11 protein-coding genes are annotated in these 11,843 nt (G+C 63.1%); 5 read left to right on the top strand and 6 right to left on the bottom strand.

The window, feature by feature from the left end; all coding sequences use genetic code 11:
- The first annotated feature begins 91 nt into the window (after window positions 1-91).
- Window positions 92-688, top strand: a complete 597-nt coding sequence (locus KTJ77_RS00700) for a DNA-3-methyladenine glycosylase I (RefSeq protein ID WP_217336612.1) — start codon at window positions 92-94, stop codon at window positions 686-688.
- Between the two features lie 5 nt (window positions 689-693).
- Here KTJ77_RS00700 and KTJ77_RS00705 read toward each other — a convergent pair whose 3' ends face one another.
- Both KTJ77_RS00705 and KTJ77_RS00710 read right to left on the bottom strand, forming a co-directional pair.
- Window positions 694-1,134, bottom strand: a complete 441-nt coding sequence (locus KTJ77_RS00705; protein WP_217336613.1) for a recombinase family protein — start codon at window positions 1,132-1,134, stop codon at window positions 694-696.
- 29 nt (window positions 1,135-1,163) lie between these two features.
- Window positions 1,164-2,906 (bottom strand): sodium:proton antiporter, encoded by a 1,743-nt coding sequence (locus KTJ77_RS00710; RefSeq protein ID WP_217336614.1) that lies wholly within the window; start codon window positions 2,904-2,906, stop codon window positions 1,164-1,166.
- Between the two features lie 105 nt (window positions 2,907-3,011).
- Here KTJ77_RS00710 and KTJ77_RS00715 point away from each other — a divergent pair, with 105 nt between their 5' ends.
- Both KTJ77_RS00715 and pip read left to right on the top strand, forming a co-directional pair.
- Complete coding sequence (locus KTJ77_RS00715) at window positions 3,012-3,896, top strand: neutral zinc metallopeptidase (protein ID WP_217336615.1); 885 nt, start codon at window positions 3,012-3,014, stop codon at window positions 3,894-3,896.
- Between the two features lie 20 nt (window positions 3,897-3,916).
- On the top strand, window positions 3,917-4,891 hold the full coding sequence (pip, locus tag KTJ77_RS00720; RefSeq protein WP_217336616.1) for a prolyl aminopeptidase: 975 nt from the start codon (window positions 3,917-3,919) through the stop codon (window positions 4,889-4,891).
- Window positions 4,892-4,956: 65 nt separating this feature from the next.
- On the opposite strand, the gene KTJ77_RS00725 is transcribed toward pip, so the two are convergent.
- From KTJ77_RS00725 to KTJ77_RS00735, 3 genes are read right to left on the bottom strand one after another with little or no spacing between them, the layout of a single operon-like run.
- Window positions 4,957-6,753, bottom strand: coding sequence for an aldehyde dehydrogenase family protein (locus KTJ77_RS00725; RefSeq protein ID WP_217336617.1), 1,797 nt, complete (start codon window positions 6,751-6,753; stop codon window positions 4,957-4,959).
- 23 nt (window positions 6,754-6,776) lie between these two features.
- Entirely contained in the window at window positions 6,777-8,159 is a 1,383-nt protein-coding gene (locus tag KTJ77_RS00730; RefSeq protein WP_217336618.1) for an MFS transporter, read from the bottom strand.
- Between the two features lie 36 nt (window positions 8,160-8,195).
- Window positions 8,196-8,459 carry a glutaredoxin domain-containing protein gene (locus KTJ77_RS00735; RefSeq protein WP_217336619.1) on the bottom strand — a complete coding sequence of 88 codons (264 nt, stop codon included), beginning with the start codon at window positions 8,457-8,459 and terminating at the stop codon, window positions 8,196-8,198.
- Window positions 8,460-8,751: 292 nt separating this feature from the next.
- On the opposite strand from KTJ77_RS00735, the gene KTJ77_RS00740 reads away from it, so the two are divergent.
- Window positions 8,752-9,873: a glycosyltransferase family 2 protein gene (locus KTJ77_RS00740; RefSeq protein ID WP_217336620.1), complete on the top strand. Its 1,122-nt coding sequence runs from the start codon at window positions 8,752-8,754 to the stop codon at window positions 9,871-9,873.
- Between the two features lie 113 nt (window positions 9,874-9,986).
- On the opposite strand, the gene ald is transcribed toward KTJ77_RS00740, so the two are convergent.
- Complete coding sequence (gene ald / locus KTJ77_RS00745) at window positions 9,987-11,072, bottom strand: alanine dehydrogenase (protein ID WP_217336621.1); 1,086 nt, start codon at window positions 11,070-11,072, stop codon at window positions 9,987-9,989.
- Window positions 11,073-11,244: 172 nt separating this feature from the next.
- On the opposite strand from ald, the gene KTJ77_RS00750 reads away from it, so the two are divergent.
- Window positions 11,245-11,721, top strand: coding sequence for an Lrp/AsnC family transcriptional regulator (locus tag KTJ77_RS00750; protein ID WP_217336622.1), 477 nt, complete (start codon window positions 11,245-11,247; stop codon window positions 11,719-11,721).
- The last annotated feature ends 122 nt before the right edge of the window (window positions 11,722-11,843 follow it).

The raw sequence follows: 11,843 nt of genomic DNA on the forward strand, positions 1-11,843 counted from the left end.
GATGGGTGGAAACTGTGTGCGACGAGCGGTGGGTCTGATGCGATGAACGGCAGATCAACGGCACGTTCACGGTGCGCGTTACGCTTCAGCAATGAGCAACGCAGCAATCGTGACCGGAGCCGATGATCGCGCGCGCTGCGCGTGGGTGGGAACCGACGCCGAATACCAGCGCTATCACGATGAGGAATGGGGCACACCGCTGCACGGCGATCGCGCCCTCTACGAGAAGATGAGCCTCGAAGGGTTTCAAGCCGGGCTCAGCTGGATCACCATTTTGCGCAAGCGCCCCGCGTTTCGGGAGGCGTTCGCCGGGTTTGACCCCGAGATTGTCGCGCAGTTCAGTGACGCCGACGTCGAAAGGCTGATGCAGAACGCGGGTATCGTGCGAAATCGCCTGAAGATTCAGGCAGCGATGAGCAATGCGCGCCTGGTGCTGGAGATGAAACCAGGGGAGCTTGATGCGCTGATGTGGTCGTTTGCACCCGCTCAGCGAGCGTATCCGCTGACAACGCTTGCCGAGGTTCCGGCCGTCACGCCCGAATCAGAAGCAATGTCACACGCACTGCGCAAGCGCGGCTTCCGGTTCGTGGGGGCAACCACGATGTACGCGCTCATGCAGTCCAGCGGCATGGTTGATGACCACGTTGCGGCGTGCTGGCGCGCACATGCGCCCCGCAGTACAGCATGACCGGGTTAGCGGGTGGGGGCCTGCAGGTGGCGGGCGCCGTGCGACAGCACCTTGACGGTGATGCCACGCTTACGCAGCTCCGCCAGGGTGCGACGCTCTTCGTCGGTGTCGCGGCCCAACGCGTGCAGGCTGGCGATCACGAGAACGTCGCCGGGTACCAGCGTCTCGAAGAAGCGCGCAAGGCGCCCCTCCCACGACTCCAGAATTTCCGGAGCGGGGTGGCGAAAGCCTTCGATCGGCACGCCGAAGCGGGCGAGATCATCGCGCTGCTCGACAACGGAGGGCATGTTGTCGCGGGAAACGACGAGACCAACAAGGCGGGAATCGGCCGGGCGGGCACGCCACCAGTCGCCGTCCTGCTGCATTTCAACAAAGCATTTCGGGCACTCGGCAGCGGTGTGCGGCACAGCGACCGGGCTGGTTTCGGTGTCCTCAACGTTGCTCATGGTTCCTCCCCCCTCCATTCTGCCTGACATTAGTCGGGGTGCACACGACGGCGCAGGCTGAGTTCTTCGGCATCGAGCGCTTCGAGCATGGCCCGCAACGTTGCCGTCGAGTAACGGCCGTCTCTGCGCAGTACCGTGAGGCGCACGCGTTCGGCATCAATCATCACGAGACGCAACTCCAAGACCTCAATCGTGCGTGCACTGGAATCCGCGTCGGGTGCGTCAGACCACCGCTCGCGTGTGCGTTCGACGACGTCTTGATCAAACGGTTTGCCGTCGTGATGGCGCAGATTCGGTGCCGAAATAGCCGCGATGGCGGCCGCCCGCAGCTCGTACCGCAGTGACTCAATTTCACCAGCACGCGACTCGTTTTCGCTCGAGCCGCTCAGCCCGAGCGCCTTCACAATGAGCGACAGCGTGCCGCCTTGAATGACGAGCGTGCCAACCGCCACGAGAAACGCGATGAGCACGAGCAGTGAGCGGTTCGGAGTATCGAGGGGCAGTGTCTGTGCGGCGGCGAGGGTGACCGCGCCGCGCATACCTGCCCACACAAAGACCACGCCTTCACGCCAGCCCATTTGACGGGATTCGTAGTATTCGGCGTCAGCCAGCAACAGGTCAATGCGTCGCGTCCACCTGGCGGTGTCGCGCTGCGGGTTCCGCGCGTGGCTGCCGCGCTTTCGCGTGAGCCGCCTTTGCCGCTCGACTTCTGATGTGTCAGCCCACTCGGTGCGATACTCCTCCAGCTGGGGGCGGATGTGCGCAGATCGTCGCGTGCGTCGAGACAAGAACATGATGACCGGGGCGACGTACGCCGTGCGCACGGCGAGCACAATGGCGCCAGCGATGGCGGCGATGATGGCGGCGTGGCCCAGGCCACTGATGCCTTCACCCGCGTCGTCAATGATGGCGCGCACTTCCAAGCCCATGATCAAGAACACCGCGCCCTCGAGCAGTAGTTCGATGGTGCGCCAATTGACGCGATCGCTGAGGCGCTGTTCGGCGGTGAAGTGTCGGGCAGACCCCTGCCCGGTAACAATGCCGGCAACGACGGCAGCTACGAGGCCGGAGCCGTGCAACTCTTCGGTGGGAATGTAGGCGAGGTAAGGAACCACGAAGCTGAGCGCGGTCGCGGCTGCGGTGGACGGTATCCATGCCCGTACCCGCAGATTAACCCAGCCAACGGTGAGCCCGATCGCAACGGCAATCAGCACCGCCCACGAAAAGTCGCCGATGCCCTGCCACAGGCTAAAGCCACCAGCCGTTGCGGCAATCGCCGTGCGCAACAGCACCAGGGCGGTGGCGTCATTGAGCAGGCTTTCGCCCTCTAACACCGTGACAACGCGTGGTGATATTCCGAGTTTTCGCACGATCGAGGTGGCGACGGCATCGGTGGGAGAGAGGATGGCGCCCAGGGCGATGCCGAGCGGCAGAGACATCCCGGGAACCACCAGGGTGAAAAAGAAACCAAGAATGACCGAGGTGACGATGACGAGCAGGAAGGAGAACCCGCCGATCGCTCCAAAATCTCGCCGAAACTCCATCGCCGGTAGGGATACGGCAGCGCCATAAAGCAGCGGAGGCAGAATACCGATGAGGATGACGCCGGCATCGAGGCGGATATCGGGAACGAACGGGAGAAAGCTCACGCCGAGACCGATGGCGGTCAGAATGAGGGGCCCGGCCACGCCGACTTTCGGGGCAAGCGCGGTGACCATCGCGATAATAATCACGCCGATCACGAAAATCAGGGCGATTTCGATTGGTTCCATGGCACTCCTCGGCACGCTCGGCCGAAGATTCAGCTCATCGCCGAGTCTCGTTCTACTTTAGCGGTGGCTACTGGGGGCGGGCAGCCAATCGCGATACCGTTAGGCATGACCTTTAATCCTGACGCGGATATCAGCGGACACCGCGCACGCAAGTCGGGCCGCGGCGCCAAGGTCGCCGGCGGCGCTGTTGGCGTCGGCGGAATTATTGCGCTCATTCTGGCGCTTGTCACCGGGGGCGACTTTTCTCAGCTCGCACCGATGCTGGGTGGGGGTGGCGACACCCAGGAGCAAGCACAGTCTGGCGAGACCGGCCTGGAGAAGTGCAAGACCGGTGACGACGCCAATACCGACGACGATTGTCGACTCGCTGGGGCAACGCTTGTGCTCGACAGCTTCTGGGAGAAGAACGTCTCCGGCTATACCCCCCCCGACATGGTTGTCGTGGAAGGATCGGCGTCCACTCCGTGTGGCACGGCGTCAAACGCGGCTGGTCCGTTCTATTGCCCGTCCAACCAGACCGTCTACATCGACCCGACCTTCTGGCAGCTGATGCGCGAGCAGTTCGGTGCGAGTGCCGGCGACCTGGCGCAGATTTACGTGCTCGCGCACGAGTGGGGTCACCACGTGCAGTACATCACGGGTGTGATGCAGAAGTACCCGAACAATGGTTCCGGCCCAGACTCCAACGGCGTACGCACCGAGCTGCAGGCCGACTGCTATGCAGGCGCCTGGGTGGCGCACGCCGCTGAGCAGAAAGACGGCAACGGTCAGACCTATATGCTCAAGCCCACCGAAGCAGAGCTTGTTGACGCGCTCAACGCTGCCAGCGCAGTCGGAGACGACAACATCCAGAAGCAGTCAGGTGGCTTTGTGAACCCGGAGAGCTGGACCCACGGTTCCAGCGAGCAGCGCCAGCGCTGGTTCGCAACGGGATATCAGTATGGGGTGAGTGCCTGCACCACGTTCGACGTGAGCGGCAACGACCTGTAAGAGTGTGATCTTGGGGGATCATGAACGACGTATCGCTGAATGACGATCTCTATCCGGAGATTGAACCGTACGAGACCGGAACCATGTTGGTGGGCGATGGCCACCGCATGTACTGGGAGCAAAGCGGCAACCCGGAGGGCAAGCCCGTCGTGTTTGTGCACGGTGGGCCCGGCTCGGGTACCGCGCCATGGCAGCGCCGCTTCTTCGACCCGGAAAAGTACCGCATCATCCTGTTCGACCAGCGCGGGTGCGGCAAATCGACACCGCACGCGAGCGAGGCGAACGCCGACATGCGGTTCAACACCACGTGGCATCTGGTGGCCGACATGGAACTGCTGCGTAAGAACCTCGGTATCACGCAGTGGCAGGTGTTTGGTGGCTCGTGGGGTTCAACCCTCGCGCTCGCTTACGCCGAGACGCACCCCGCTGCGGTGAGCGAACTGGTGCTGCGCGGCATCTTCACGCTGCGCCAACACGAGATCGAGTGGTTCTACGAGGGTGGTGCCGCCGCCGTCTTCCCGGATCTCTGGGAAAAATACGTGGCCGAGATTCCGGTGCTTGAGCGCAACAACTTTGTCGCAGCCTACCGCCGCCGTCTGACCGACCCCGATCCCGCTGTGCACACGCCGGCAGCGATTGCGTGGAGCACGTGGGAGGGCGCGACGACGACGCTGCACCGTGACCCTGATCACGTCGGTGAGATGGAAGTGCCTGAGCGCGCGATCGCCTTTGCCCGCATCGAGAACCACTTCTTCTCCCACGGCGGCTGGTTCAGCGACAACCAACTCATCAACGAGGTTGAGCGCATTCGCGACATCCCGACCGTCATCGTGCAGGGCCGCTACGACATGTGCACGCCCATGATGACCGCGTGGGATCTGCACACCGCTTTTCCCGAAGCCGAGTTCATTGTTGTTCCGGATGCCGGGCATTCAGCGACGGAACCAGGCATCCGTCGCGCGCTGCGTGCGGCCACCGATCGATTCGCGGCATAAGACACACAACACAAAACGCCCGCCCGAGTGCTTGAGCGCTCGCGGCGGGCGTTTCGTGTGACGGCTTAAGAGCGCAGCGCAGCGCCGAGGGTCTTCGTCAGTCGCAACACGTTGTTGTCGATCAGGAACCGCGTGAAGCCCTCAGACACCTCCGCCGACGTCCGCGAGGTGACAAACCACGGCGGCTTGGGCAGAATCGAGAATCGGCTGCGGCCGAGTGAGCGCGGGAACGGACGGAACGGCCCGCGCAGCACCGAGCGCTCGACGTCGTCAAGCAACAGGGCGTTGTGCACAATACCGATGCCGCTACCGACGTCCTCCAGCGTGTGGCCGGGGAAGGCGCCCCATGACAGGGTGGGCGCGACGAACGAGAAGCCGGTCCACCCGTTGATGGCAATGTTGCCGTAGTGGAGCTCTGTGATCGCGCGTTCAAAGCCTTCACCGAGGTTTGCTTGCGTGATGGGGTCGATCAGCACATTGGCGCCGAGCGTGCCTGCGAGTCGCTCATTCGCATACGCGACCGCGTTTTCGACAAACTGCTGACCGGTTCCGTCGACCTCCACGATGCCAAGCACCGGCGAGAAGAACTCGGTGGTCTCCAGCGTTGTCGCGTCGTCGTCTCCATCAATCTCGACCAGCAGGCGCGGGCCATACTGTTCGGCGTCGGGGTAGGCATTTGTCGCGATGGCGCGCTTCGCGTCGCTGTTCGGGTACCACACCGGGCGCTGCGGGGCCTTGGCGTAGGCGCGGCGTACCGCGGCGAGGAAGTCATCCTTCTGCTCCCAGTCGGGCGAGACGATGACGACCTGCCCGGAGATGCAGATGTGGCCGCTGTTTTGCAGGCGCATCGTGACGACGTGTTCGGCCTGGTAATCCAGGTCAGCCTGCGTCCAGGGGCCGGGAACCACGATGATGGGGGCAACACCGCCGAGCTCGCCCGTGATGGGTGTGGTGAGTTGCGGTTGGCCGGTGGCCTTGCGCTTTTGGCCGGCCTCACCCGGGCCCCACACGATGGTGTCAAACGTGACGGCGGAGCCGGTGATGTGCACGTGCGAGAAGCCCTCGTGCGCGGTGAGGTATGCGCCGACGTCACCTGCACCGGTCACGATGCGCACGAAACCGGGTTCGATGAGCGGCTGCAGCGCTTTGCGGAAGACGCCGAGCAGGCTGTCCTGTGTCGGGTTGAGTTTGAGGAGCGCGACGCGGTTAAACGCGATGAGCTCGTACATCACGTCGAGAATCGGGATGGAGGTGACGTTGCCAGCGCCCAAAACGAGGCCGACGCCGCCGCCCTCGGTTGGGGTGAGTTGCGCCAGGCCAGCGGTGCGCTTGGCCTGGTCAACGGTGACGCCGGGCTTAAGCCACACCTCGCCGGTGAAACCGTTCAGCAGCATCGCGTCGATCTTGGTTGCCGGGAACGCGTGCACGGCGACCTGGCCGGTTGGCGTGAGCGATGTGCGCGCGTCTGCGATGGGGCTGTTGCCTGCGACCAGCGCATCGAGTGAACTCTTCAGCGCGTCCAGGCCCGCAAGAGTGGCGTACGGGCCCGCAAGCCACTCCTCGCCTCGCAGCGGGTGCTGGGCATCGAGCCCCTTGGAGGCCGCGGCGGTCAGCGCCCACTCTTCTGCGTGCTTCGCGACAGCGTCGCGCACATGACCAAGCACGGTCGAGCGCTGGCCAACCGTCAGCGTCGACCAGATCTTTCCGCCCATCTCGAGGGCGGCGATGTCGGCGTCGAGCGAGGCGCGAATATCGGCGGCAATCGTGGGTGCCGATGCGGCAGACTTCTTCGTCACCGACTTCTTCGTCTCGGCCTTTTTCGCGGCAGGCTTCTTCGGCTGGGGGGCAGCAGTGGGGCTCATCGCGGTCTCCTTTGAAATCCTGATTACTCTACGGTGGCGACCTGATCGATGTCTGCGCGCGTGAGGCGATAGCGTGCAAGCGACAGCAGGCTGAGGGCGGCGAGGCCCGCCGGAACCAGGGAGAAGCTGACGACGATGCCGATGATGGCGGATGCTGGTTGCGCAACCGACTGGCCAGCGACGCTCGGCACATACTGTGTGATCGCCAAGACCGTGGTGAGTGCGGTGGCGCTCAGGGCGAACCCAATCGTTTCACCCGCTGTCCAGATGCCGCTCAGTGCACCCGCACCATTGGTTCCACTCTCCCGCTCATCATGCGAAATGACGTCGGGAAGCATCGACATGGGCAGAGACTGCATGCCGGCATACGCAACACCTGCGACGCCGACCGGGACATACATCCAGTCGCCTGGAAGCCAGACCGCGATAGAGATTGCTAGGGCGGCGACGATAAAGACGAGCGTCGCAAAGCGGAACGCCACCTGCTTGTTTGTGCGCTTGGCGATGAGGCGCCACACGGGGGCGGCGAGGAGCGCTGGTGCGATGAGCGCGACGAACAAGAACGTCACAGCGTCTTCGCTCTTCATGACCCAGGTTGCGACGTACTGGGCGCCCGCGAGCATGAGGCCGGTGGCGAGCGCCTGCAGGAAAAACGTGAGTAGCAGGACGCGGAACGGTTGGCTGCGGCGCAGTGCACGCACGCCATCGGCGTAGTGGTTCCACAGATTGAGGCGCGGTAGCGGGGATTGTGTGAGCGGTGCTTGGCGCGGTGCGGTGCGGGCCGCGACCCACATGCCGAGACCAACCACGACGCCTGCCACGACGCCCATCAGGAGGTAGCCGGTGATCGGGTCGCCGGTGAGCTTGCGCAGCATCGGCCCGCCAGCACCGAACAGCAGGATTGCGACGGTGAGCACCATGACGCGCCAGGTCAGCAGGCGAGTGCGTTCGTCGTAGCTCTCGGTGAGTTCGGCAGGCAGCGCCAGATACGGAACCTGAAACAGGCTGAATGCGGTGGCAGCGCCGGTGAACGCGATGAGCACCCAGATGGTTCCAACGACGGTGCCCCACGCAGGCGGCGCGGCAAACGTCAGCGCGAACAGCACAGGGAGGGCGATGGCGCCGAGCTTCATGAAGCCGATGCGGGTGCCGTATCGAATGCGCTGACGGTCAGACAGGGCGCCGATGAGCGGATCGATCACCACATCCCACAGCTTGGCAACGGTGATGATGAGCCCGGCGGTTGCGGCAGCGACCCCGAGATTGTCTGTCAGGTAGTACGCAAGGACGAGGCCAGGAAGGGTCGCAAAACCACCGGTTCCGATCGATCCGATCGAATACCGGGCGATCGTGCCAGCGGACAGGCGGGTGGCGGGCGTCGTCTGAGACGGAGCGGCGTTGCTCATCGCGCCAGCATAGGGCACGGAGGCAACGACTGCGCGTCAAATCAGGTTGAGTGAGCGCAGCTTCTGCTCGACGTCGTCGTTCGACGGCTCAACGTGGTGCGTTGCGTCGGGGTATACGACCACCGGAATGTTCATGCGGCCGGAGATTTCGCGCGCGACCTCGGCTGCCGCGGGCTCAGCCTCGAGGTCGACGTAGGTGTACTCGATACCGAGACCGTCGAGCTGCTTTTTGGTGCGGCGGCAGTCGCTGCACCATTCGGCGCCAAACATAGTGATGGTGTCTGCTGCGGGAGTCGTCATAAATTCAGGGTAACCCGGAAAACCGGCTCTGTGGGCTGTCCACCACCTCCCAGAACTCGCACATGATGGGGCATGTTTTGCGTGAATTGCGACCAGGCCGGACTGTTTTGGGATGATCTGACGCACGAGACCGATAACTCCGTTACGGTTACTTACGGCGCGGGCACATCCGTGACGTTTTGGGGAGAGCCGCGGAGTTCAGAAGCGGACACGCAGTTACTCTGGCAAGCGTCGTCGCAGAACCCGATGCGTCAGCGTCATCCACCGAGGTAGAGGAATAGCCGAAGACTTCATGTCAGAAGCCACCGGTGCGGCCCCATTCGCCGCCAGCATTATTGTGCCGACGTACAACGAGGCTGGCAACGTTGCTGAACTCATTTCGCGCGTCTCCTCCGCACTCGTTGGCGTCAACGCTGAGCTGATCATCGTCGATGACAGCAGTGACGAGACCCCCGTGATTGCGCGGGCGCTCGCACCGACCGCTGCGATTGCCGTGCAGGTTATCCACCGCGAGGTCGCCGAAGGCGGCCTCGGTGGCGCGGTCGTCACCGGAATCCGCGCTGCGCACAGCGACGTCTGCATTGTGATGGATGGCGACCTGCAACATCCGCCCGAGAAGATTCCGGAACTCTTGGCTCGCTACGCCGAGGGCGACGCTGATGTAGTGGTCGCATCGCGCTACACGGGAGGCGGAACCGCCAACGGGCTGAGCGACCAGGTTCGCGTCGCCGTTTCGAAGCTCTCCACCATGGTCACCAAGGCAATGTTCCCCGTGCGGTTGCGCGAGTGCACTGACCCGATGACCGGGTTCTTCCTTGTCGACAAAACCGTGATCGACTGGGAGAACCTCAAGCCGCGCGGCTTCAAGATCTTGCTGGAAATTCTCGCCCGCCAACCACTTCGCGTCGCTGAAATCCCGTTCGACTTCCAAGCCCGCCATGCAGGGGAGTCGAAGGCGTCCTTCACGCAGGGGCTCCGGTTCCTGATCCAGCTCACGCAATTGCGGTTCGGTCGAATGTCGATCTTTGCGCTCATCGGTGGCCTCGGTGCCGTCGCGAACGTTCTCATCATGGCGGTGCTGACCGGGTGGGACGTGCCGTATGTGTGGGCGGCCATCGTGGCAAGCGCGCTGACGATCGTCGGCAACTTCCTGCTGATTGAGCTCTTCGTGTTCCGCGATATGAAGGCCGCAGCCGGGCCCATGTGGTTGCGCTTCGCGAAGTCGTTCGCGTTTAACGCGATCGAAGCGATCGTGCGTATCGCGGCACTCTACGTCGTTGTCGAAACGTGGCATGTGTCGAGCGTGCTTGCCACCGCGGTCTTGCTCGCGATCGCTTTTATCGTGCGTTATGTGTTCCACTCCCTCGTGGTTTACAAACCGAGGCGCGACGGCGAGACACAAACCGGGCTGTAAAAAACCGCGCTCGGTGAACGAGCACCCGCGACGCTGCGGCGGAGGTCATGGAAAATCCGCGTGGGCGGATACGCGGCGCACGCCGGATGCCAGTGCGTCCGCGATTGCCATGGTCAGCTGGAAAACGCGGCTGCCACTGCGTCATTTGTGATGACGCCGCCCTGGGTGTTCAGACCGCGTGCCAGAGCGGCATCGTCTGCCGCCGCACGCGCCCACCCCTTGTCGGCGATTGCGGCAACGTACGGCAGTGTTGCGTTCGTGAGCGCGCGGGTTGACGTCTCCGGAACCGCGCCAGGCATGTTGGCGACGCAGTAGTAGAGGGAGTTGTGCACGGTAAAGGTTGGGTCATCGTGGGTGGTCGCGTTGGAGCCTTCGAAGCATCCGCCCTGATCGATGGCAATGTCGACGAGTACCGATCCCTCCTTCATGCCTGCGACCATATCGAGGGTCACGAGCTTTGGTGCGGAGGCGCCGGGGATGAGCACGGAACCAATCACGAGGTCTGCTTTTGACACCTGTTCCGCGATTTCCCACCGGTTGGATGCACGCGTCTGAATCTCACCGTTGAAGCGACGTTCCAAATCGCGCAAGCGCGGAAGCGACACGTCGATCACGGTGACATCCGCCCCCATGCCGAGTGCTTCCGCTGCCGCATGCTCACCGGCCACCCCGCCACCGATGATGACAACCTTCGCCTTCGGGGTTCCGGGGATGCCACCCATCAGAATGCCGCGCCCGCCCGCTGGGCGCATAAGCGAATGCGCGCCAACGATGATTGACAGGCGTCCGGCGACCTCGCTCATCGGGCTCAGCAGGGGGAGGGAGCGGTCGGCCAGTTGCACCGTTTCGTATGCGACGGCCGTCGTCTTCGCGTTGAGGAGCGCCTCAGTCAGTGCCTTGTCTGCTGCAAGGTGCAGGTAGGTGAACAGGGTGAGGTCATCGCGCAGGTACCGGTACTCGCTCGCGATCGGTTCTTTCACCTTGAGCAGGAGCTCGGCTTCGCCCCAGGCGGACTCGGCGTCCGGAACAATCGTCGCGCCGGCAGCCACATAGTCGGCATCGATGTTGCTGGAGCCTGCACCTGCACCCTGTTGCACAAAAACCTGGTGACCGCGATGCACTAAGAGGTCTACACCAGCGGGGGTAATCGCAACGCGGTTCTCGTTGTTCTTGATCTCGGTGGGGATGGCAACCTTCATGGGGTTCTCCTTCGGCGTTGAAGTCGATGCCTTCAGTGTGCGTCAAAAAATTGTGCGCGGTGCGGAATAGAATCGCAGAAAGTTCGGGCTAATAATGCAAACAATGAAGAAGATTCGGCCTTGGCGGTAGCATCGGGCGGTATCCGGCGAAATCGAAGGGGATGTGCTCATTGTGACGAATGATCTTCGGCTTGATGAAGTGGATGCACGCATCGTTGAACTGTTGACCCGCGACGGCCGCATGACGAATGCCGAATTGGCTGCCGACGTTGCCGTCGCGCCCTCCACGATGCACGCCCGAGTCAAGGCGCTCATCGAGCGTGGCGTGATCTCCGGATTCCACGCCAGCATTGACCAGGCGCGCCTCGGCAAGGGGCTCCAAGCGATGGTCGGAGTCACGCTTCGCGCCGGCTCACGACAGGAAAGCATTGTCGCGTTTAGCAACGCGATCCGTCGCCTCCCGCAGGTCATTCAAGTGTTCTTTGTCGGCGGCTCAGACGATTTCCTCGTGCACATTGCCGTCGCCTCCTCCGCTGATGTGCGCACGTTCGTGGTCGAGCACCTGTCGGCGCAGCCCACCGTCGCCTCCACGCGCACCAGCATCATCTTCGACTACCACCGCAACGCCGTGGCTGCCGAGTTCGAGTAGTCGAGCCGTAGGGTGTCGAGTACCCTGATCGCTCGTCGAAAAATTCTCGCCCCTGATTGCCAGGATTCGGGAACATTTCATCCGCTTGTACGTTGCAAGTCAGGATGGAGAGACGTAATGTG

Source organism: Microbacterium sp. NC79 (genome assembly GCF_019061125.1).
Classification (GTDB): Bacteria; Actinomycetota; Actinomycetes; order Actinomycetales; family Microbacteriaceae; genus Microbacterium.